This window comes from Aestuariivita sp., from assembly GCF_021404545.1.
Taxonomy (GTDB): domain Bacteria; phylum Pseudomonadota; class Alphaproteobacteria; order Rhodobacterales; family Rhodobacteraceae; genus Aestuariivita.
The window spans coordinates 52,477-73,930 of sequence record NZ_JAAWWD010000045.1 but is presented as its reverse complement, the minus strand read 5'-3'; the positions used below and the strand labels follow the sequence as shown (position 1 = coordinate 73,930).

18 protein-coding genes and 1 pseudogene are annotated in these 21,454 nt (G+C 62.0%); 12 read left to right on the top strand and 7 right to left on the bottom strand.

Features of this window, described 5'->3' with window-relative positions; translation table 11 throughout:
* Positions 1-58 precede the first annotated feature (58 nt).
* A complete protein-coding gene (locus HEP69_RS16110; RefSeq protein WP_290559549.1) occupies positions 59-1,123 on the bottom strand; it encodes a Hint domain-containing protein in 1,065 nt (354 codons plus the stop codon).
* Positions 1,124-1,666: 543 nt separating this feature from the next.
* Here HEP69_RS16110 and hisC point away from each other — a divergent pair.
* The 3 genes from hisC to HEP69_RS16095 are packed head-to-tail and all read left to right on the top strand — an operon-like array spanning position 1,667 to position 4,496.
* Positions 1,667-2,749 (top strand): histidinol-phosphate transaminase, encoded by a 1,083-nt coding sequence (gene hisC, locus HEP69_RS16105; RefSeq protein WP_290559548.1) that lies wholly within the window; start codon positions 1,667-1,669, stop codon positions 2,747-2,749.
* Positions 2,746-3,663 carry a prephenate/arogenate dehydrogenase family protein gene (locus HEP69_RS16100; protein WP_290559547.1) on the top strand — a complete coding sequence of 306 codons (918 nt, stop codon included), beginning with the start codon at positions 2,746-2,748 and terminating at the stop codon, positions 3,661-3,663. Before hisC ends, HEP69_RS16100 begins: the two co-directional genes overlap by 4 nt.
* A complete protein-coding gene (locus HEP69_RS16095; RefSeq protein WP_290559546.1) occupies positions 3,663-4,496 on the top strand; it encodes an extensin family protein in 834 nt (277 codons plus the stop codon). The genes HEP69_RS16100 and HEP69_RS16095 overlap by 1 nt, the downstream gene beginning before the upstream one ends.
* Here the strand turns inward: HEP69_RS16095 and HEP69_RS16090 are convergent.
* Positions 4,493-5,497 carry a DUF2125 domain-containing protein gene (locus HEP69_RS16090; RefSeq protein ID WP_290559545.1) on the bottom strand — a complete coding sequence of 335 codons (1,005 nt, stop codon included), beginning with the start codon at positions 5,495-5,497 and terminating at the stop codon, positions 4,493-4,495. The genes HEP69_RS16095 and HEP69_RS16090 overlap by 4 nt on opposite strands.
* A 64-nt stretch (positions 5,498-5,561) precedes the next feature.
* Between HEP69_RS16090 and HEP69_RS16085 the strand changes: the two genes are divergently transcribed.
* From HEP69_RS16085 to HEP69_RS16075, 3 genes are all read left to right on the top strand, one after another.
* The gene (locus tag HEP69_RS16085) at positions 5,562-6,089 is read left to right on the top strand and encodes a gamma-glutamylcyclotransferase (RefSeq protein WP_290559550.1); all 528 of its coding nucleotides are present in this window, start codon (positions 5,562-5,564) and stop codon (positions 6,087-6,089) included.
* 67 nt (positions 6,090-6,156) lie between these two features.
* On the top strand, positions 6,157-7,359 hold the full coding sequence (locus HEP69_RS16080; protein ID WP_290559544.1) for a biopolymer transporter ExbB: 1,203 nt from the start codon (positions 6,157-6,159) through the stop codon (positions 7,357-7,359).
* Between the two features lie 3 nt (positions 7,360-7,362).
* A complete protein-coding gene (locus HEP69_RS16075) occupies positions 7,363-9,204 on the top strand; it encodes a peptidoglycan -binding protein (RefSeq protein WP_290559543.1) in 1,842 nt (613 codons plus the stop codon).
* 128 nt (positions 9,205-9,332) lie between these two features.
* Here the strand turns inward: HEP69_RS16075 and HEP69_RS16070 are convergent.
* From HEP69_RS16070 to gloB, 4 genes and pseudogenes are all read right to left on the bottom strand, one after another.
* A pseudogene (locus HEP69_RS16070) lies at positions 9,333-10,509 on the bottom strand (IS256 family transposase).
* 154 nt (positions 10,510-10,663) lie between these two features.
* Positions 10,664-11,614, bottom strand: coding sequence for a M23 family metallopeptidase (locus HEP69_RS16065; protein WP_290559542.1), 951 nt, complete (start codon positions 11,612-11,614; stop codon positions 10,664-10,666).
* Entirely contained in the window at positions 11,614-13,941 is a 2,328-nt protein-coding gene (clpA, locus tag HEP69_RS16060) for an ATP-dependent Clp protease ATP-binding subunit ClpA (RefSeq protein ID WP_290559541.1), read from the bottom strand. The genes HEP69_RS16065 and clpA overlap by 1 nt, the downstream gene beginning before the upstream one ends.
* 185 nt (positions 13,942-14,126) lie before the next feature.
* Complete coding sequence (gene gloB, locus HEP69_RS16055; RefSeq protein WP_290559540.1) at positions 14,127-14,897, bottom strand: hydroxyacylglutathione hydrolase; 771 nt, start codon at positions 14,895-14,897, stop codon at positions 14,127-14,129.
* 74 nt (positions 14,898-14,971) lie between these two features.
* On the opposite strand from gloB, the gene HEP69_RS16050 reads away from it, so the two are divergent.
* From HEP69_RS16050 to HEP69_RS16025, 6 genes are all read left to right on the top strand, one after another.
* The gene (locus HEP69_RS16050) at positions 14,972-15,718 is read left to right on the top strand and encodes a methyltransferase domain-containing protein (RefSeq protein WP_290559539.1); all 747 of its coding nucleotides are present in this window, start codon (positions 14,972-14,974) and stop codon (positions 15,716-15,718) included.
* A gap of 272 nt (positions 15,719-15,990) precedes the next feature.
* Entirely contained in the window at positions 15,991-16,551 is a 561-nt protein-coding gene (locus HEP69_RS16045; protein ID WP_290559538.1) for a F0F1 ATP synthase subunit delta, read from the top strand.
* The gene (atpA, locus tag HEP69_RS16040; RefSeq protein ID WP_290559537.1) at positions 16,552-18,090 is read left to right on the top strand and encodes a F0F1 ATP synthase subunit alpha; all 1,539 of its coding nucleotides are present in this window, start codon (positions 16,552-16,554) and stop codon (positions 18,088-18,090) included. It begins immediately after the preceding gene.
* Between the two features lie 14 nt (positions 18,091-18,104).
* Complete coding sequence (locus HEP69_RS16035) at positions 18,105-18,980, top strand: F0F1 ATP synthase subunit gamma (RefSeq protein ID WP_290559536.1); 876 nt, start codon at positions 18,105-18,107, stop codon at positions 18,978-18,980.
* A 20-nt stretch (positions 18,981-19,000) separates the two neighbouring features.
* Entirely contained in the window at positions 19,001-20,425 is a 1,425-nt protein-coding gene (gene atpD, locus HEP69_RS16030) for a F0F1 ATP synthase subunit beta (RefSeq protein ID WP_290559535.1), read from the top strand.
* A gap of 12 nt (positions 20,426-20,437) precedes the next feature.
* Positions 20,438-20,851, top strand: coding sequence for a F0F1 ATP synthase subunit epsilon (locus HEP69_RS16025; RefSeq protein ID WP_290559534.1), 414 nt, complete (start codon positions 20,438-20,440; stop codon positions 20,849-20,851).
* Positions 20,852-20,886: 35 nt separating this feature from the next.
* Here the strand turns inward: HEP69_RS16025 and HEP69_RS16020 are convergent, their stop codons facing one another.
* The gene (locus HEP69_RS16020) at positions 20,887-21,345 is read right to left on the bottom strand and encodes a GNAT family N-acetyltransferase (RefSeq protein WP_290559533.1); all 459 of its coding nucleotides are present in this window, start codon (positions 21,343-21,345) and stop codon (positions 20,887-20,889) included.
* Between the last annotated feature and the right edge of the window lie 109 nt (positions 21,346-21,454).

The window sequence follows — 21,454 nt, the reverse complement described above, 5'->3', positions numbered from 1 at the left end:
CCGGGGGGGGAGGCCCGCAGGGCCGGGGGCAGCGCCCCCAGAAAGACCAACAGTTAGCTCAGGCGGCTTCGTGCATCAGGATCGCGGTTTCCGAGGCGGTCAGATTCCGCCTGGCATACCCACCGTACGCATGGGGGTTGATGTCCAGTCCGGGGAGCTGCTGCAGCAGACGGCGGCGATCGGCATCGCCGAGTGCCGCGAGGGACGCGCTGGCGGGATGGAAGCTTTCGGCTTCCACCCCGTTTGCCCAAATCACCTGATGATGGGGCAGCAGAAGATGGAAGTAGTCCACCTCACGCACAGCCAGATCCACGAAAATGGTCGATCCGTTCACCAGTTCGCGCGCCGGAACCAACACTTCTGAGGTGTTAAAAAGGCTTTGCGCAATCGCGCCCCGGATCAGCATCCGGTGCTCGGGAGACACCAGGAGCTCCTGATCGGGCCGGTCGATGCCCAACGCCCCGGGGCGGAACCGGATGGGGCGTAGCTCGGGCATCACGAACATGCGCGCGCCAGTAATGCGCCGCTTGCCGATCCACAGGATGTCCTGCGGTCCGCTGTCTCGGGTCATGATGCGATCGCCCTCTTTCAGCTCTTCGATCAGGCAGGGTCCATCGGGTGTCGAGATCCGGGTGCCGGGAGTAAAGCAGATGACACCGCCCTGGCCCGGTTCGACCGTTCGGGCCCTGCGCGCGGCGACGGATTGATGGACGATCCAGAGATCGGTGTCGCGCGGCGGAATGGTGTTGAGAAACATCAACAGCGGCTGCGACGAGGGGCCTGTCTCGATCAATGTGATCGTATAGCTGTCGCGCCCATCCGTGACCACGAAATGGCAGTCCATCAACGGCGTATCGATATCGACGGCGCCGAGGTCGTTTTCATACGTCATGGCCGCGCCGACCAGTCGCCGAACCATATGTGTCGCGCGTTTGCGCAGATTGGCATCGCCATCTGTCCGCTCAAGTCGCAATATGTCCGATGGCCCGTCCAGACGCAGCGCCTCGCCACGCCAGGACCAAGCCGATCCAACGGTCAACGCGCCAAGCGACGCGGCCTCAAGACCGTCTACTTCTGTTTGCGACCAGGAGATGACGAACGTGCCGGTAAAGCCCGCTCTCATTGCCTGTATGCCTGCCTTGTTATTCTTTTTTGTATCCAAGTAGATAGCAAAGGTGATTCGCTCTGAAAAGCGTTTCCTAAATCCCGAATGACTTTTTTGAGAAAAAGGGTGGGTTGGCAGGGCTCGGTTGACTGGATCACCCCTGGGTTGTGTGGGTCGGGTGTCTTGCGCCTCAGGCGGGCTTGTGCGCCAAGATGCCTCTGTGCTGTTGTGCGCATCGCGTGGCTGTCTGAGCGCTCAAATAGGGCTATTGTCGGCCAAATAGGGCTGAAATCTCGCGCTATTTGGGCTTTCCTTTCCGATTGCGTGATATGGCGGGCGCGCTCCGCGACACGCGTTTGGGGTGTGCGGGGCCCTGGTGTTGGAGGTCCTTTGCAAAAGGACGAGGTGTATCCCGGCGACAACACTCCGGTTCAATTCGGCCCCTCGTCCAGTTTGCGCCGGGTGTCGACCACGGTTCTGCCCAATTGCGGTCCTTTGGCGCCTTGAGGCTGGTCAGTGTCTCGGCACATCGCTAGAACCGGCACAGTTATGGGGGCCAGAATGACAGCAATGACGCCGCAACCGGGGATTATGGACATTTCGCTCTATCAGGGAGGGGCGTCGCATATCGAGGGTATGGACGATGTTCTGAAACTGTCGTCCAACGAAAACCCCTTTGGCCCAGGTCAAGGTGCGGTCGAGGCGATCAGGACCGCCGCCGCCAGCCTGCACCGATATCCGTCAACCGATCATAAGGCTCTGCGTCAGGCCATCGCCGAGGAGCATGGGTTGGAGGCAGAGCGGATCATCATCGGCGTCGGTTCGGATGAAATCCTAACGCTGCTTGCCATGGCCTATGCCGGGCCGGGCGACGCCGTGCTTTATCCCGAACACGGGTTCTCTCTCTACCGGATCATCGCGCTGGCCGCTGGCGCGACCCCGGTTGTGGCGGCCGAGGATGGGCGGCATGTCGATGTCGACGCGCTGTTGGCCGCGGTGACCCCGGCGACGCGGCTCGTCTATCTGGCCAATCCGGCCAATCCCGCGGGCACCATGATCAGCGCAATCGAGGTGGCGCGGTTGGCGGATCACTTGCCCGACCAGTGCCTGCTGGTTCTGGACGGCGCCTATGCCGAGTTTGTCGAAGGCTATGATGGCGGCGCGGCGCTCGTGGCGTCGCGCGATAACGTGGTGATGACCCGGACGTTTTCCAAGATCTACGGTCTGGGCGGTCTGCGCGTGGGCTGGGGCTATGCCCCGCAAGAGATCATCGATGTGCTCAACCGGATCCGGGGGCCGTTCAATATGTCGGGGGTGGCGCTGGCGGGGGCCGAAGCAGCCGTGCGCGATCAGGACTATGTGGCGCGTTGCCGCCGGGTGAACGCGGATGAGCGCGTGCGGCTCACCGGCGGGTTGCATCAGCTGGGTATCGGCTGCGACGAAAGCCACGCCAATTTCGTGCTGGCCCGCTTTGCCGACGAGGCCGAGGCGCTGGCCGCCGACGCTTTGCTGAAGACGCAGGGTATTCTGGTGCGGGTGGTCAAGGGCTATGGCTTTGCCGATGCATTGCGGATTACCGTGGGACGGCCCGAGGACAACACCCGCGTGTTGGCGGTCTTGGGCGCGTTCCGGGGGGCGACATGACTGTGATCTATAACCGTGTGGCCCTGATCGGGTTGGGGCATATCGCGTCTTCGATGTTTTGGGGGATCAAACGTGCCGGGCTGGCCGGTGAGATCACGGGCTATGCGCGGTCGGCCGAAACACGCGAGATCGCGCGGGATATCGGGTTGTGCGACCGGGTCTGCGACAGTGCGGCCGAGGCTGTGGAGGACGCGGATCTGGTTGTCCTTTGCGTGCCGGTGGGCGCGATGGGGGCTGTCGCGGCAGAGGTTGCACCGGCGATGAAACCCGGCGCGACCGTAACCGATGTCGGATCGGTCAAACGCCATGTGATCGATACCGTTGGCCCGCATCTGCCCCAGGGCGTGCATTTCATCCCCGCGCACCCGTTGGCGGGCACCGAACATTCCGGACCCCGATCGGGCTTTGCCGAGCTCTTCGACAACCGCTGGTGTCTGATCGTTCCGGTTGAAGGCAGCGATCCCGACGCTATCGATCGGGTTGTCCGTCTGTGGCAGGGGCTGGGATCGAATGTCGATCAGATGGACGCCGACCATCACGATCTGGTTCTGGCCGTGACCAGCCACGCACCGCACCTGATCGCATACACGATGGTCGGGGTGGCTGACGATCTGCGCCGGGTCACCGATAGCGAAGTGATCAAATATTCCGCTGCGGGGTTTCGGGATTTCACCCGGATCGCAGCCAGCGATCCCACAATGTGGCGCGATGTGTTTTTGTCCAACAAGGATGCGACGCTTGAGATCCTGGGCCGGTTCACCGAGGAGCTTTTTGCCCTGCAACGGGCGATCCGGACCGGCGACGGCGCGCATCTGCATGAGTACTTCACCCGCACCCGCGCGATCCGACGCGGGATCATCGAAGCCGGCCAAGACACCGATGCGCCCAATTTCGGGCGCGGAGCGGCCCGGTGATGCGGCGCCCCGGCGCCCTCTTTCTGGCGCTGGGCGCGGCGCTTGCCCTCACCGGTTCGGCCCTTGCTCTGGCACCCGAAAGCTCTCTGCGGCCCGAAGCGCGTGCGTTGATCCCTCCGGGCATCACGCTGCTGCCCACCGAACCGCTGCCGCGCCCCCAGCTCAGGCCACGGCTTCGTCCCGTCTCGGCCCAGATTGCTGCGGCGTCAACCCGATCCCGCGCGGTCTTCGGGCCAGAGCAGTCGCTGCGCCCTTCCGCGCGCCCCGGTGGCATCCTACAGCAGGCGATGTCGCGCCAGCGCGAGCGGCGGCGGGGCATGGTCTGCGGCGATCCCGCCTTGCAGGGCGAGGTAGTGGGCTTTGTTCCCGGGCGCATTTCGGGGTGCGGGATCGAAGAGGCTGTGCGCCTCCGTTCGGTCTCGGGGGTGGCCCTCAGCCAGCAGGCATTGATCGATTGCAACACTGCCAAGGCGTTGAACCGGTGGGTGAATAACGGCATGAAACCCGCGCTCAGATCAAAAGGCCGGGTGGCCCAGCTGCGTGTGGCCGCGCATTACACCTGCCGCACCCGTAACAACCAGCCCGGTGCCCGGATCTCGGAACATGGCAAGGGGCGCGCGATCGATATCTCGGGCTTTGTGATGGAGGATGGTGAGGTGATCACTGTGCTGAACCACTGGAACGCGCGGGGTTACAGATCGGCCATGCGCAAGATGCACCGTACCGCCTGTGGCCCGTTCGGCACCGTTCTTGGACCCAACAGCGACCGGTTCCACCGCGATCACTTTCATTTCGACACGGCCCGGTACAGATCCGGCCCCTTCTGCCGTTAGCGCAAGATCAGCCGCGGGGCTGGGCCCAGCGGGATCGGACCCAGCGCCACGAACCCGCCGCGCAGGTTCAGTTGCAGATCGAGCGCATTGGGATTGCCGCTGAGCCCTTCAAAGAGGGCCAATGTGCGTTCCGCGGGGCGGCGCGCTTCGGGCGGCAGAACGCCTGCGGCCTCGGCCATATCCAGCATCTCACGCCAGTTTTCCGCCTTGATCGTGATCGTGCCTTCGGGAATGCCCTGATCATCGACCACGAAATCCCCCGCAGCCGCCAGGCGCAGCGCGCCCCATTCGGCCTCTGCCAGGCGCAGATCGACCCGTTTCGGCTGAGGCCGCGCGATCTCCAGCGCGCTGCGGTCCCAGGGGTTGTCATAGGTAACCGTGGCGTCGATCTCCAATGTCTCGAAGGCCTCTGGCAAAGTGCGGGAGCTGCGCGCGATCTCTCGCAGGCGCGCACCGGGTGCAAATGCCTCGGCCCGTGCGATCATGCGATAGGTGGCAGGACCATCCGACTGCTGCGTCTTGGACAGAACCAGCGTTTCGGCACGTGCCAGAACGCCGTCCTCGGCCACGACCGACCACGCGCCCGAGCGGAGCGACAGATCCTCCACCGTCAGGGCCAGACCGGGGGTCAGCCGCAGATCGGCTGTCAGACCCGATGTCGTTACCCGCCAGGTTTCATCGAAATAGGACCAAAGCTGCGGCGCATCGCCAAGGCCCACTGTCACATGGCCGGGCCAGATCGCACGGCTGTCGATTTCCAGCGCTTCGGCCCGCCAGGCGGCTCCGGTTGCGGGGTCAGCCAGCGCCGGTGCGGTGATCCGTGTCACATGGCGCGCGGGAAACCCGCCCAGGCTCAGATCCGCGTAATCGGCCTGCCAGCCGCGCGCCTCCTGCGCGGCAAACCAGCGCGCGACGCCCGACTGCATCATCCAGCCGGCCCCGGCCCAGTAAATCGACCACACGAGCGCACCAATCAACACAGCTTTTAGCAAACGCAACATGGATGCCCTTTCGCCGGACGTTCCTTTGGTGTTTACAAGCGCCGTTGGGCAAGGACCAGACATGATGACGATGTGGGTATTTGGATACGGGTCACTCTTATGGAACCCGGGCTTCGAGGTGGCCGAGATGCGCGTGGCCACACTGGAAGGGTATGCCCGCTCGTTCTGCATGTCCTCGATCCACCATCGCGGCACGGTTGAAAGGCCGGGCCTGGTCCTGGCCCTGGATGAAGGGCCGGGCGCCTGCCGCGGTATGGCGATGCGGGTTGCCCCCGGGCAGGAAGAGCCCACGCTCAGCTATCTGCGTGAACGCGAGCTGATTTCCTCGGCCTATCTTGAAAAAACGCTCCATGTCTCGTTTCAGGTGGGCGGCACGGCCCAGGCGCTCGTCTATGTGATCGACCCCCATCACGTGCAGTATTGCGGCGGCCTGCCTCTGGAGGAGCAGGCCCAGATCATCGCGCATGCCGTGGGCGATCGGGGGGCCAATACCGAATACCTTTATAACACCGCAGATCATTTGCACGAAATCGGACTGCATGATCCCGATCTCGACTGGCTGGCGGAGCGGGTGCGCGCGCTGACGGCATAAATCCTTGGCGCCGCAGGGCGGAAGGGATAGTGTAACGCACAGAGCAGAAGAGGGTCAGACGGGGCCAATGGCGAACCCAAAACGTGAGGCGCGCCCTTACTTTTCACAACCGACCCGGCAGATCGTGACCATGCTGCTGGTGCTGGGGTTGTCGTGTGCGGGTGCCTTTCTGGCACTGCCGCGGGTGCTGCCTGTGTTTCAGGCCAACCCCTATCTGAATTCGTTCATTCTGTTTGTCTTTTTCATCGGGGTTCTGACCTGTTTCTGGCAGGTGATCACGCTGATCGGATCGGTGCGCTGGATCGAAGGGTTCGTGGCCACCGGCTCGGCGCCCGAAGGGACCGCGCCCCGGCTTTTGGCGCCGCTGGCCACGTTGTTGCGCGCACGCGGCGCGCGCATGCAGATCAACGCGACCTCGTCCCGATCCATCCTCGATTCGGTGGCGCAGCGGATCGACGAGGCGCGCGAGATCACGCGCTATATCGTCAACCTGCTGATCTTCCTTGGTCTTTTGGGCACGTTCTATGGGCTGGCCACAACGGTTCCGGCAGTTGTCGACACGATCCGCAGCCTTGCCCCGCAGGATGGCGAGGAAGGGGTCGAGATCTTCAACCGCCTGATGACCGGGTTGGAGGCACAGCTGGGCGGTATGGGCGTGGCCTTTGCCTCGTCGCTGTTGGGTCTGGCGGGATCACTGGTTGTGGGCCTGTTGGAGCTTTTTGCCGGGCACGGGCAAAACCGGTTTTACCGCGAGTTGGAGGAATGGCTGTCGTCGATCACCCGGGTGGGATTTGCCTCTGGTGACGAGGGCGGGCAGGATACCAGCGGGGTGGTGGCAGTTCTCGATCAGATGGCCGATCAGATGGACACACTGCAACAAATGTTCACCCAGTCGGATGTCAATCTGGGCATGCTGGAGGCGCGTCTGGGCCAACTGACCGATGCCATGGGCGGGTTTGTTGAGCGGATGGAGGGCGAGGGCCAGACCGCCCGCGCCGTCGACCGCATGGTCGAGGGTCAGGAACGCCTGATCGAGCTTTTGTCGCAAACCGGTGAGGGCGAAGGCATCGACGCAGAAAGCCGGATGCGGCTGCGTTCCATCGATGTCCAGATGTTGCGCATTCTCGAAGAGATTTCGGCGGGTCGTCAGGAAACGCTGGCGGTGCTGCACAAGGAAATCGACACCGCGTTGCAGATGTTTGCGCAAAACACCGCCACTGCGCGGCGTATTCGGCCCGCCCGTCCACCCGCGCGGTCCGAGGAGGGCTAGGACATGGCCCTGCAGCGGCGCACGGGACAACGGTTTCAAAGCGCGATCTGGCCCGGTTTCGTGGATGCGATGACCGGACTCTTGCTGGTTTTGATGTTTGTGCTGACCATTTTCATGGTGGTGCAATTCGTGCTGCGCGAGACGATCACGGGTCAGGAGAGCGAGTTGGATGCGCTCTCGGCCGAGGTCTCGGCGCTGGCCCAGGCGTTGGGTCTGGAAGAGCGGCGCGCCGATGGGTTGGCAGAACGCGTCGGCGCGCTTTCGGCCACCTTGGAGGGGGCGCAGATCAATCTGGCAGAGCAATCGGCCCTGATCGCGGCTCTGCAGGCCGACCGCGCCGCGCAGGATACTGCGCTGAGCGAGGCCGAAGGCCAGATCACACGTTTCGAGGCGCAGGTTGCAGCCCTCTTGGCCGATCAGGACCGTGCGCAGGCAGCGATTGCCGATCTGGAAGGCGAGCGTGCGGCGCTTTTGACCGAACAGGAGGCATTGAACCTTGCACTGGCGCAAAGCCGGTCCGAGATTGATGCTCAGGCCGAAGCCGCCCGGCTGGACGCGGCCCGTCGAGAGGCGCTGGAGGCGCTGATCGCCGATCTGGAAACGCGCGGGGCCGATGCTGCTGATCGCATCGCCACGCTGGAGGCGGGAGACGCGGAGGCGCAGGCCCGTATCACCGACCTTCAGGCGCAGCTCTCGGAGGAGGAGGCCGCTCGACTGGTCGAGGCTGCGGCGGCAGAGGCCCTGCGCTCAAGGCTGCAAGACGCGGATGCCGAGCTGACCGCAATGACCCTTGCGCTGGAACAGCAGCGCAGGCGAGCGGAAGAGACGCTGACATTGCTGGCTGCTGCGCAAGCTGCGCGCGACGATCTGGATGCGCGCCTTCTGGCGGCTTTGAGCGACGTCGACGAGGCGGCTCTGGCTCTCGCCGAACAGGAGGATATCCAGGCGCGGCTGCAGACCGCGCTGTCGGATCAGGAGGATCTGCGTGCCCGGCTTTTGGCAGCGCTGGCCGCACAACAGACTGCCGAAGCGGAGGCGGCCGAGCGGCTCAGCCTGGCCGAGCAGCGCGCGGCCTTGCTCGCCGCCGCAAATGTGGCCCTGTCGGAGGAGCAGGCCCTATCCGCCGAGGGTCAGCGCGAAGCCGCGCTGCTCAATCAACAGGTCGCTGCCCTGCGCACGCAGTTGGGCGTTTTACAGACGCTTTTGGATGAGGCGCAGGCGCGTGATGCCGCCGCACAGGTGCAGCTTGAATCGCTGGGCTCCGAACTGAACACGGCGCTGGCCCAAGTCGCCGCCGAAGAGCGTCGGCGCCGCCAGCTGGAAGAGGCCGAGCGCATTCGGCTGGAACAGGAAGCGGCGGATTTGGCGGCCCAGGCGCAGGATCTCGAACGCTACCGCTCGGAGTTCTTTGGCAGGCTGCGCGAGGTGCTGAGCGGTCAGGATCGTGTGCGCATCGTGGGCGACCGGTTCATCTTTTCCTCAGAAGTGCTCTTTGCGCCCGCGCGCGCGGATCTGTCGGCCGAAGGCCGGACGGAGATCGACAATATTGCGGACATCCTGAACGAGATTGCCGCCGATATCCCGCCCGATATCGACTGGGTGATCCGTGTGGACGGCCATACCGACGACACCCCCCTCACGGGGTTTGGCGCATTTGCCGATAACTGGGAGCTGAGCCAGGCGCGCGCCTTGTCGGTGGTGCGTTACATGGTCGATGAGCTGGGCTTTCCACCGCAGCGACTGGCCGCAAACGGTTTTGCGGAGTTCCAGCCGCTCAACCCTGCCGATACAGCGCTAGCGCGCGCCCAGAACAGGCGGATCGAGCTGAAACTGACAGAGCGGTGAGGACCCCATTCTTGGATGTTCCGCCTGAGGGTCGCGTCGTGTTGCGTATTTATGAGCGAGAAGAAGATGCGAGTTTGTGCAATATCGTTGCGGATGCCAGTAGTGTCAAAGGTCTTTCGCACTTTTTTTCACGCGACGTCGGCTCGTTGGGTTTGATCCGCGAATAGCGGTGCCATGTACATGTACTTTCGGGCGGACCACTGCGTTCCGGCGATGTGGCGCAAACGGGCAGCGGCCAGGTTGAGGCAGGACTTCCCGTCTGGGAATGCGCCCACCACTCTGGTGCGCCTTCTGATCTCGCGCATGATGCGCTCCAGTGGGTTGTTCGTTCTGAGTTTGATCCAATGGCTGTCCGGGAAGCCATAGTATGTCAGCGTCTCGTGGCCGTTCTCTTCGAGCAGCTCCGCCGCCTTGTTCAGCTTCATTGCGCGCAGGTCGCCGATCACGGCCTTCATCTTCTCCGCTACTGCCTTGCGGTCTTCCTGTGCATGGATCGCCTTCAGCATCCCAGTCACGTCCCGCACTTTGCCCGACGGGACCAGGCTGAAGACGTTTCGGTAGAAGTGCACGACGCAGCGTTGCCACTGGGCGTCGGGAATGACCTCTGCGGTGCTCTCCACAAGGCCGCGACAAGCATCTGAAACGATCATCAACTGCACACCGGTGAGACCCCGGTCAGCCAGGTGATGCAGGAAGCTGCACCAGCCAGACTTGTCTTCCTTGGGACCTTCCATGATACCCAGGATCTCGCGGTAGCCCTCCGTTGTGACGCCAATGGCAACAAGCAAGGACTCGTTGCGCACCTCGCCTGCCCACGACCGCTTCATAACGATCCCATCCAGGAAGACGTAGGGGTGGTTGCCCTCGATCGGCCGCTGCCGCCAGTCATCGATCTTGGCGTAGATCTTCTTGTTGAGATGACTCACAGTGCCAGGGCTTACGCGCGTGCCCCACAAGGCTTCGGTGATGTCCTCCACGCGGCGCACTGATACGCCCGCCAGGTACATCTCGATTAAAGCCTCTTCGACCGAGCTTTCGCGGCGCTGGTATCGCTCAATGATGGCCGTCTCGAAGGTCTGCTTGCGCAGCTTGGGCATCTTCTCAGCTTCACCGGCCCGGCCTTGGTGTCCAGCGACCGCTCGTAACTGCCTGCCCGCGTGTCCTTGCGGCCTGCGGTGCGTTCGTACTTGCTCGCGCCGCAAAGCCGGTCAGCATCGCGTTCAGGTCTTCCTCAAAGGTGCCGCGCACCATCTCTCCGAGGTGATCACGAATGCGCGCCTCGTCGATCTGTATCACTTGCCCCATCGGTTTGGGCTTCTCTGTTTCATCCATTCTCTGCTCCTCTCAGCCAGTCTGAAAGGAACCTCCGTCATGGTCAAATGTGCGAAAGACTTTGTACGTTATCCGGATGTCGAGCCTTTCGGGCGCCTGAGCTGTGCAATGTGCGCCCCGCTTGGGTTCAGTTTTCCACGCGCACATGGGCGAAGCGGTTTGCGATAACGATGCCACCCCGGGTCAGGGTGATCTGACCTTGGTAGTCCCCCGCAGGCCAGCCACCTGGCGGGGCGCGCCGTCCGAACGCGGGAAGCTGACTGAGCCGGGGGTTGGTCATCTTTCGTGTATCGCGAAAAACCTCACCCCCGGGGCCGCTCGCACGGATGGTGATCAGATCGCCTGTCTGCGTGAAACCGGCTTCGGCATAGACGACAAGCGGCTGGTCGGTCCCGATTGTGTTGAGCCGGGCGCTGCCGTCGCGCAGACTATCGTAACTTGGCACCGCGTCTGAAAACCCCGCGAGCCGCAGGATCGGTTGGTGATAGATCGGCGTGTCGTTCCAAAGAGATGTGGAGCCGGTGCCGCAGGTCTGCACCGTGTCCGGTTGGAACGGATCCACTGTCAGACCGTCTTTCAGGACGCTCAGATGGAGATGTGGATGGGTCGTCCGCCCCGACAGTCCGACATAGCCCAGCGGATCACCGGCCTGAACCGGATCCCCAGGCGCCACGCGCACCGAGCCAAGGCGGAGGTGGCAATAAAGCGTCTCATATCCGTTCTCATGCGCGATCAGAACGGCGTTGCCGCAGGCGTTGCTGTCGTTGACGTCAGGCATCAGGCGGTCGTCGGGCATGCTGTCGCGGACGCGCAGAACGGTACCACCAGCGGCAGCAAGGACCGCGACACCTTGCTGGATCGTCTCGAAGCTGAGCAGTGCGAAATCGGTTCCGCGGTGGCCGTCGCGGGTGTTGAGGCCACAGGTGTAATCTGCGGATTGCCCCTGTTGCGGTGCAGTGTCGACAAAGTCTTCGATAAAGCAGGTCTTGCCCAGTTCGCAGTCGATGGGCAGGTCCAGAAAAGGGTCCGCCGCGAGGGGGCCCGCGGCGGAAATCACTGCAACGATCAGCAGTCGCATCAATCCGCGGTCAGCAACGGCGGTTTGTTCCCTGAGAGACGGGGGTTCTGTGGCCCTTCGATCCGAAGATCGAGCGCGCCGTCTTTGATGCCCACCTTGACCAAGCCCCCTTTGGCGAGTTTGCCAAAGAGCAATTCTTCGGCCAGCGGTTTTTTGATGTGCTCCTGAATGACACGACCCAGCGGGCGCGCGCCCATCTTGTCGTCATAGCCCTTGTCGGCCAGCCATTCGGCGGCGGGGCGGGTCAACTCGATGCTGACGCCGCGATCCATCAATTGCGCCTCAAGCTGCATGACGAATTTCTCGACCACTTGCAGGATGACATCCTTGGGCAGCGCCCCGAAGGAGATCACCGCGTCCAGACGGTTGCGGAATTCCGGGGTGAACTGGCGCTCGATCGCTGCGGTATCCTCGCCTTCGCGTCGGTCACGACCAAAACCGATGGCTTCCTTGGCCTGTTCGGTGGCGCCCGCGTTCGAGGTCATGATCAGCACCACGTTGCGGAAATCCACCGTTCGGCCATTGTGATCGGTCAGCTTGCCATGATCCATCACCTGCAACAGGATGTTATAGACATCAGGATGCGCTTTTTCGATCTCATCGAGCAGCAGCACGCAATGGGGATGCTGGTCCACACCATCGGTCAGCATGCCGCCTTGGTCAAATCCCACATATCCGGGAGGGGCGCCGATCAGGCGCGAGACAGCGTGTTTTTCCATGTATTCCGACATGTCGAACCGCAGCAGTTCGACGCCCAGCGTGTCGGCCAATTGGCGCGCCACTTCGGTTTTGCCGACGCCGGTGGGGCCTGCAAAGAGGTAATTTCCGATGGGCTTCTCAGGCTCCCGCAGGCCCGCGCGCGCCAGTTTGATCGCGCTCGACAGGGCCTCGATCGCCTTGTCCTGACCGAATACCACGCGTTTGAGGCTGGCCTCCAGATCCTTGAGCACCTCGGCATCGTCCTTGGAGACGTTTTTGGGCGGGATGCGGGCGATCTTGGCCACCACGGCCTCGATCTCCTTGGTGCCGATGGTCTTGCGGCGCTTGCTTTCGGCAACCAGATGCTGCGCGGCACCGGCCTCGTCGATCACGTCGATAGCCTTGTCGGGCAGTTTGCGGTCGTTGATGTAACGCGCCGACAGCTCCACCGCGGTCTTGATCGCGTCGGCGGTGTATTTGACCGAATGGTGATCTTCAAAGTAAGGCTTGAGACCCTTGAGGATCTTCACGCTGTCATCCACCGAAGGCTCTGACACGTCGATTTTCTGGAACCGGCGGCTTAGCGCGCGATCCTTCTCGAAATGTTGACGAAACTCCTTGTAGGTGGTCGAGCCCATGGTGCGCAGCTTGCCACCCTGCAACGCGGGTTTGAGCAGATTGGAAGCATCCATTGCACCGCCCGATGTCGCGCCGGCACCGATCACCGTGTGGATTTCGTCGATGAACAACACCGCGTCGGGGTGTTCCTCAAGCTCGGTCACGACCGCTTTCAGCCGTTCCTCGAAATCGCCGCGATAGCGAGTACCGGCCAAAAGCGCGCCCATATCCAGCGAGTAGATCGTGGTGTTGGACAGAACCTCGGGTGTTTCGCCCTGAATGATCTTGCGCGCAAGCCCTTCGGCAATGGCAGTCTTGCCCACTCCAGGGTCGCCTACCAACAAGGGGTTGTTCTTGCGACGGCGGCACAGCACCTGGATGCAGCGCTCAACCTCCGCATCGCGGCCGATCAGCGGATCGACGTCGCCTTCACGCGATTTGGCGTTCAGATCGACGCAGTATTTGCCAAGCGCGCTCTCTTTCTGCTCGACAGCCTCGCCTTGGGGTGCGCCTGCTTCCTCTTCGTTTTCTTGCGAGCCGCTGACGGGGCGGCTTTCGCCATAAGCGGGATTCTTGGCCACTCCGTGAGCGATGAAATTGACCGCGTCATAGCGGGTCATGTCCTGTTCCTGCAGAAAATAGGCGGCGTTGCTCTCGCGCTCGGCAAAGATCGCAACCAGCACGTTGGCACCGGTCACTTCGGTCCGGCCAGAGGATTGAACGTGGATCGCGGCGCGCTGAATGACACGCTGGAAGGCCGCTGTGGGCACCGCTTCCGAGCCGTCGATATCCGTCACCAGGTTCGACAGATCCTCATCGACGAATTCGACCAGCGTGCTGCGCAGCTCGTCGGTGTCGACATTGCAGGCCTTCATCACCCGCGTCGCATCCGGTTCATCCAGCAACGCCAGCAACAGATGCTCCAGCGTTGCAAACTCATGCCTGCGTTCATTGGCCAGCGCCAATGCCGCATGAATCGCCTGCTCTAGTGTATTCGAGAATGAAGGCACGTGAGGTGCTCCTTCTGTCTGGGCCCCTGGGTCAGGGGGTAAGGCCGCAGCCCGGGACCATCTTTGACCTTATAGGTTAGAGTTTGGTTTATCCCCGGTCCGCTTCAAGTGTTTTCTGACCTCTCGGGGTCACATTTCTCGGACCTGTTGTGACAGTGCGTTATTATCCAGCACGGTTATTGGTCCTAGAAACTGTCCTTTCGGGTCCGAATTTCGGCAAAGACATCAACCGGATCTGCGCCCTGCATGTTCAACTGGCGCTGAATGGACGCCACGTTCGCCCGCAAAAAGGGGTTGGTGTCGAGTTCAAGCGACAGACGCGAGGGAACTGTCGGCTCTCCGGCGGCGCGCGCGGCATCAATCGCTTCGATACGCGATATAAGCGCTGGGTTGTCCGGTTCAATGGTGATCGCGAACCGGCCATTGGCCTGGGTGTATTCGTGACCCGAACAGACCAACGTCTCGGGCGGCAATGCGGCCAGTTTCGACAGGCTGTCCCACATCTGGGGCTTTGTGCCCTCAAAAACGCGTCCGCATCCCAGCGCCATCAGGCTGTCGGCGGTAAAGACCGCACCTGTTTCGGGAAAGTGATAGGCGATGTGCCCCACTGTATGGCCTGAGACGTCGATCACCGTCCCCACCTCATCCCCGATGACAACACTGTCTCCCTCCTCAACCGCCTGATGCAGCGGCGGCAGGCGCCCGTAATCCGCCTTGGCGCCAACCACCCGGGCGCCGGGATAGGCGGCCAAAACCTCATTCACGCCGCCGATATGATCCCAGTGGTGATGGGTGATCAGAATGTGGCTCAGTTCCCAGCCCCGCGCCTTGAGCGCGTCGAGAATCGGCGCCGCTTCGGGTATGTCGATCACCGCCGTCTCGCCGCTGGCCGCATCATGGGCGAGAAAGGCGTAATTGTCGGACAAACAGGGGATGGTCACGATCTCAAGGGGCATGGTCTTTCGCCTTTTCGTTGTTAGACTGGGCGCGTGTTTCCCGGCCAACTTGGCCGATCCTTTGGGCGCCCGCAATGCATCTTGATGTGCAGGATCTTCGTAACTTCTATTACCGCAGCACGCTGGGCCGCGCCGCGCAGGGCATACTGCAATCGCGGCTGGTCGAAATGTGGCCGGATGTCAAAGGGCAGACCGTTGCGGGCTTCGGCTTTGCCGTGCCGCTCCTGCGTCCGTTTCTGGCGGATGCGCGGCGCGTGATGGCGCTGATGCCGGGCCCCCAGGGGGTGATGCGATGGCCCGCGAACCTGCCCAACGTGTCGGTTCTGATGGAGGAGACAGCCTGGCCCATCGAGACGGGGCATGTGGACCGATTGGTGGTCATGCACGGGCTGGAGACCTCCGAACAACCTTCCCTGGTTCTGGATGAATGTCGGCGCGCGCTGGGGCCGGGGGGCAAGGCGGTTTTTATCGTGCCCAATCGCGCGGGGCTGTGGTCGCGCAGCGATAAGACGCCCTTTGGGTTCGGACGTCCTTATACGCTGGGACAGGTCGAAAACCAGCTCAGGAAGCACCATTTCGCCATCGAGCGGCACATGTCGGTTCTGTATCAGGTGCCCTCGACCCGGCGGTTCTGGATGAAATCCGGCCCGCTGATGGAGCGCATGGGCCAGCGCATCCCGACCATCCTCGCGGGTGGCGTGTTCGTGATCGAGGTCAGCAAACACGTTCATGACCGCCGCGGCACCCCGGTGGGCCGGGAGGTGTCTCGGCCGATGGAAGTATTGGAAGGGCTGTCTAAACCTGTCGCAAAACCGGTCTGAGCCGCGCGATTGCGCATAAATCGCGCAAGGAATCGTTAAAACCGACCGAAAAAATGCAGTATTTCGTCGGTATTTAAGCGCGCAAACGGTCGCACTCAGGCTAAGTGTCTGAAACCGCATGATTTGTGGCTTTTTCCGTTAACGCTATACCTTGTTGCGAGGCTGCAAACCCTCTGCTACATGCTCCCTGATTTTGACGCCCGGGCAATCGCTCGGGCCGTTTCACACCCCCTGGCAGAACACGCCGGGGCCAGACAATCGGAAGGGTGGACGTGTCCGAACCAGCTTCGATTTCAGAAGGCATAGCCGCAAGGTATGCCACTGCGATTTTCGAAATCGCGCACGAGACCAACGACCTTGACGGTCTTGAGGCCAGCCTGACCGATCTGGCCGCCACTCTGGATGACAGCGCCGAACTGCGCGAGGTGATCGCCTCTCCGGTCCTGTCGCGCGCCGAGCAAAGTGCCGTCATGATGGCGATTGCGGACAAGATGGGCCTGCTGCCGATCCTCAAGAACACATTGGGTCTGATGTCGGAAAAGCGCCGCCTTTTCGTGCTGCCGCAGCTGATCACCGCCCTGCGCGCAAAGATCGCGGAGCATCGCGGCGAAGTGACGGCAGAGGTCATCAGCGCCAAGGCTCTGACCAAGACACAGTCGGACAAACTTGCCAAGACGCTGGCTGAGACGTTCGGCAAGAAAATCACTATTCAAGCGAACGTCGATGAAACGCTCATCGGCGGTCTGATCGTTAAAGTGGGCTCGAAAATGATCGACACCTCGATCGCGGCCAAGCTCAACTCCCTCCAGAATGTAATGAAAGAGGTCGGATAAATGGGTATCCAAGCTGCAGAAATTTCTGCGATCCTGAAGGACCAGATCAAGAACTTTGGTCAGGACGCCGAAGTCGCCGAAGTGGGCCGCGTGCTCAGCGTCGGTGACGGGATCGCCCGGGTCTACGGCCTCGACAATGTGCAAGCCGGTGAAATGGTAGAGTTTCCGGGCAATGTCATGGGCATGGCGCTGAACCTCGAATCCGACAATGTCGGTGTCGTGATCTTCGGATCGGACCGCGATATCAAAGAAGGCGATACAGTCAAGCGCACCAACTCGATCGTGGACGTGCCCGCCGGTGACGCGCTTTTGGGTCGCGTGGTGGACGCCCTGGGTAACCCGCTGGACGGAAAGGGGGCCATTGAGGCGTCCGAGCGCCGCGTGGCCGACGTCAAGGCCCCCGGTATCATCCCGCGTAAATCGGTACATGAGCCGATGGCCACCGGCCTGAAATCGGTCGACGCGATGATCCCGATCGGCCGCGGCCAGCGTGAACTGATCATTGGCGACCGCCAGACCGGCAAGACCGCCGTGGCGCTCGACACGATCCTGAACCAGAAATCCTATAACGACGCTGCGGGCGATGACGAGAGCAAGAAGCTCTACTGCATCTACGTGGCGGTGGGCCAGAAGCGGTCGACCGTGGCCCAGCTGGTGAAAAAGCTCGAAGAGAGCGGTGCGATTGATTACTCGATCATCGTGGCCGCGACCGCGTCCGAACCGGCGCCGATGCAGTTCCTGGCACCCTATGCCGCGACCGCCATGGCGGAGTATTTCCGCGACAACGGCAAGCACGCGCTGATCATCTATGATGACCTCAGCAAACAGGCGGTGTCCTATCGTCAGATGTCGCTTCTGCTGCGCCGCCCGCCGGGCCGCGAAGCCTATCCCGGTGATGTGTTCTATCTGCACTCCCGCCTGCTGGAGCGCTCGGCCAAGCTGAACGAGGATTTCGGCGCGGGCTCTCTGACGGCGCTGCCGATCATCGAAACCCAGGGCGGCGACGTGTCGGCCTTTATCCCGACCAACGTGATCTCGATCACCGATGGCCAGATCTTCCTGGAGACCGAGCTGTTCTATCAGGGCATCCGCCCGGCGGTGAACACCGGCCTGTCAGTGAGCCGGGTGGGCTCATCTGCACAAACCAGCGCCATGTCCTCGGTGGCGGGCCCGGTGAAGCTGAGCCTCGCGCAGTACCGTGAAATGGCCGCTTTTGCGCAGTTCGGGTCCGACCTGGATGCAGCAACCCAACAGTTGCTCAATCGAGGCGCGCGCCTGACCGAACTGATGAAGCAGCCGCAGTATTCGCCGCTCACCAACGCGGAAATCGTCGTGGTGATCTTTGCCGGGACCAACGGCTATCTCGACAAGATCGATGTCAAGGACGTGGGGCGCTACGAAGCCGGTCTGCTGGCCCATATGCGATCCAACCATCAAGACATCCTCGACTGGATCACCAACGAGGATCCCAAGATCAAGGGCGATGCCGCCGACAAGCTCAAAGCGCCGCTTGACGAGTTTGCAGCGACCTTCGCGTAAGGAGAGATACGGCAATGCCAAGTCTCAAGGATCTCAAGAACCGGATCGAGTCGGTCAAATCGACCCGCAAGATCACCAAGGCCATGCAGATGGTGGCCGCCGCGAAACTGCGGCGGGCACAGGACGCCGCCGAGCAGGCGCGCCCCTATACCGAACGCTTTAACGCGGTGATGGCTGGGCTCGCGGCCTCTGTCGGAGGCTCGGACAGCGCGCCCAAGCTGCTGATCGGGACGGGCAATGACAAAACTCATCTGCTGGTCGTGATGACGTCCGAGCGGGGTCTTTGCGGTGGATTCAACACCAATATCGTCAAAAAGGCCCGCGCCCACGCACAGGAGCTGCAAGCGGCGGGCAAAACCGTCAAAATTCTGACGGTCGGCAGGAAAGGCCGTGACCAGCTCAAGCGTGAGTACAGCGATATGTTCGTTGGGCATGTGGACCTGACAGAGGTCAAGCGCGTGGGATATGCCGATGCCCAAGGCATCGCAAAGGACGTTCTGGCCCGCTTTGACGCGGGTGAGTTTGACGTCGCGACCCTGTTTTTTGCGACCTTCGTCAATGTGGTCACACAAACGCCCCAGGCGCAGCAGATCATTCCGGCTTCGTTCGAGGCAACCGGCGATGAGGGGGCTGCCACGCTCTATGATTACGAGCCGGACGAAGAGGCGATCCTCGCCGATCTTCTGCCGCGCGGTGTCGCGACGCAGATCTTTTCCGGTCTGTTGGAGAACGGCGCATCCGAACAGGGCGCGCGGATGTCCGCCATGGACAATGCCACCCGCAACGCGGGCGAGATGATCGACAAGCTGACCATCCAGTACAACCGCTCGCGTCAGGCTGTGATCACCAACGAGCTGATTGAAATTATTTCCGGCGCTGAGGCGCTGTAACCGAGAACCGGAGACGAAACATGGCCAATGCAATAGGCAAAGTCACACAGATCATCGGCGCGGTCGTGGATGTGCAGTTCGATGGCGAGCTGCCTGCGATCCTGAACGCACTGACCACCGACAACAACGGCAAAAGGCTGGTTTTGGAAGTGGCCCAGCATTTGGGCGAGAAAACCGTGCGGGCCATTGCGATGGACGCGACAGAAGGCTTGGTGCGCGGTCAGGACGTGACCGACACAGGGGCTGCCATCGCCGTGCCGGTGGGCAATGCGACACTGGGCCGGATCATCAATGTGGTGGGTGAGCCCATCGACGAAAAAGGTCCCGTGGCCGCCGAGGGCACTCGTGCGATCCACCAGGACGCGCCTGAATTCGCCGAACAGGCCACAACGTCTGAAGTGCTGGTGACCGGTATCAAGGTTGTGGACCTGCTCGCACCTTATGCCAAGGGCGGTAAAATCGGCCTGTTCGGCGGTGCCGGTGTGGGTAAGACGGTTCTTATTCAGGAACTGATCAACAACATCGCCAAGGTGCATTCGGGCTTTTCGGTGTTCGCCGGTGTGGGTGAGCGGACCCGCGAAGGCAACGACCTGTATTACGAGATGATCGAAGGCGGCGTGATCAACCCCGAGAACCTCGAAGAATCCAAAGTGGCGCTGGTTTACGGCCAGATGAACGAACCTCCCGGGGCGCGGATGCGGGTTGCGCTGACCGGTCTGACCCTGGCCGAGCAGTTCCGCGATCAGTCCGGGACCGATGTTCTGTTCTTTGTGGACAACATCTTCCGCTTTACCCAGGCCGGTTCCGAAGTGTCCGCCCTTTTGGGACGGATCCCGTCTGCCGTGGGCTATCAGCCGACGCTGGCCACCGATATGGGCCAGATGCAGGAACGCATCACCTCGACCAAGGCCGGGTCCATCACCTCGGTGCAGGCGGTTTACGTGCCTGCGGATGACTTGACCGACCCCGCGCCTGCGACCTCGTTTGCGCACCTCGATGCGACAACCGTTCTCAGCCGCGCGATTTCGGAGCTGGGGATCTATCCGGCGGTGGACCCGCTCGATTCCACATCGCGGATGATGGATCCGCAGGTTCTGGGCGAGGAACACTACCAGGTGGCGCGTGACGTTCAGGGGATCCTGCAACGCTACAAGTCGCTTCAGGACATCATCGCCATTCTTGGCATGGACGAGCTGAGCGAAGAGGACAAGCTGACCGTGGCCCGGGCCCGGAAAATCCAACGCTTCCTCAGCCAACCCTTCGACGTGGCCAAGGTGTTTACCGGCGTGGACGGTGTACAGGTTCCGCTCGAAGAGACGATCAAATCGTTCAAGGCGGTTGTGGCCGGTGAATACGACCACCTGCCCGAAGGCGCTTTCTATATGGTTGGCGGCATCGACGAGGTGATCGCCAAAGCCGAACGGATGGCCGCCGACGCGGCCTAAGGAGCAAGCCTAATGGCAGATACAATCCAGTTCGACCTTGTCAGCCCCGAGCGGAGACTCGCTTCGCTCGCGGTGACAGCGGTCCAGATCCCGGGTGCGGACGGCGACATGACGGCGATGCCCGATCATGCCCCGTTGATCACCACGCTGAGGCCGGGCCTTTTGAAGGTCGAAGCCCCTGGCGCCACAAGCGAGTATGTGGTCTTTGGCGGCTTTGCCGAGATTGGCACCGACAGCATTTCCGTCCTTGCCGAAAAGGCCGTGCCCGTGGGTGAGATGACCCGCGCCGATCTGGACGCGATGGTGACCGAGGCCCGAGATGCGGTTGAGGCGGCCAAATCCTCTGATCAGCCGCACGGGCTTGTTGATGATGCGGTCAAGCTTCTGGCCGATATGGAGGCGTTGGGGACTCATATGTCCCTGTGATCCACCGACCGGATATGTGTATACAGACGGCCCCGCTAGACGGGGCCGTCTGTCGTTTGGACGAGCCAGTGATAGTGAATATCGAACGTCTCTTGGAGCGTTACAGCGAAACCGCAGGAGAGGTAAAAGGCATTTGCCGGGCTGTCACGCAACGCGGTCACGCGTAACGGCAATCCTGCATCAGTTGCCTGGGATTGCGCCTGCCGTATCACGGCGCGTCCGAGCCCCAGACCTTGATATGTGCGGTCAAGATAGAGGTGCTCCAACCGCAGGTGATCGCACCTGAGCCGCAGCACGAAAAAGCCCGCCAGGTTGTCATCCTGCATGATCAAAAAGGTCTCTGACGGATCAAACCCGTCCAGAAAGCGTTGCCTTGCGCGATGGGCATCGAACCGGCCGATGGCCTCCAGGCTGGGCCGCATCGCGGCAACCCGCAGTTCGGCCAACCTGGGGGCATCGCCCTGCTGGGCCGGGTGGTACTGCATTGCGCACATCGCCGCCTCCTTGATCAGTGCTTGGCCCCTGCGCGCGGAGGAGGAGGGACCGCAGGCCCTGCCTAACGCGCTCACCTGAGAAGAAAACCACATATCGGCTTTCCTCTGC

Bases quoted from the DNA above. Each gene is read 5' to 3' on its own strand.
- HEP69_RS16110 (WP_290559549.1), bottom strand. From the start codon at position 1,123: ATGAGAGCGGGCTTTACCGGCACGTTCGTCATCTCCTGGTCGCAAACA.
- hisC (WP_290559548.1), top strand. From the start codon at position 1,667: ATGACAGCAATGACGCCGCAACCGGGGATTATGGACATTTCGCTCTAT.
- HEP69_RS16100 (WP_290559547.1), top strand. From the start codon at position 2,746: ATGACTGTGATCTATAACCGTGTGGCCCTGATCGGGTTGGGGCATATC.
- HEP69_RS16095 (WP_290559546.1), top strand. From the start codon at position 3,663: ATGCGGCGCCCCGGCGCCCTCTTTCTGGCGCTGGGCGCGGCGCTTGCC.
- HEP69_RS16090 (WP_290559545.1), bottom strand. From the start codon at position 5,497: ATGTTGCGTTTGCTAAAAGCTGTGTTGATTGGTGCGCTCGTGTGGTCG.
- HEP69_RS16085 (WP_290559550.1), top strand. From the start codon at position 5,562: ATGACGATGTGGGTATTTGGATACGGGTCACTCTTATGGAACCCGGGC.
- HEP69_RS16080 (WP_290559544.1), top strand. From the start codon at position 6,157: ATGGCGAACCCAAAACGTGAGGCGCGCCCTTACTTTTCACAACCGACC.
- HEP69_RS16075 (WP_290559543.1), top strand. From the start codon at position 7,363: ATGGCCCTGCAGCGGCGCACGGGACAACGGTTTCAAAGCGCGATCTGG.
- HEP69_RS16065 (WP_290559542.1), bottom strand. From the start codon at position 11,614: ATGCGACTGCTGATCGTTGCAGTGATTTCCGCCGCGGGCCCCCTCGCG.
- gloB (WP_290559540.1), bottom strand. From the start codon at position 14,897: ATGCCCCTTGAGATCGTGACCATCCCCTGTTTGTCCGACAATTACGCC.
- HEP69_RS16050 (WP_290559539.1), top strand. From the start codon at position 14,972: ATGCATCTTGATGTGCAGGATCTTCGTAACTTCTATTACCGCAGCACG.
- atpA (WP_290559537.1), top strand. From the start codon at position 16,552: ATGGGTATCCAAGCTGCAGAAATTTCTGCGATCCTGAAGGACCAGATC.
- HEP69_RS16035 (WP_290559536.1), top strand. From the start codon at position 18,105: ATGCCAAGTCTCAAGGATCTCAAGAACCGGATCGAGTCGGTCAAATCG.
- atpD (WP_290559535.1), top strand. From the start codon at position 19,001: ATGGCCAATGCAATAGGCAAAGTCACACAGATCATCGGCGCGGTCGTG.
- HEP69_RS16025 (WP_290559534.1), top strand. From the start codon at position 20,438: ATGGCAGATACAATCCAGTTCGACCTTGTCAGCCCCGAGCGGAGACTC.
- HEP69_RS16020 (WP_290559533.1), bottom strand. From the start codon at position 21,345: ATGTGCGCAATGCAGTACCACCCGGCCCAGCAGGGCGATGCCCCCAGG.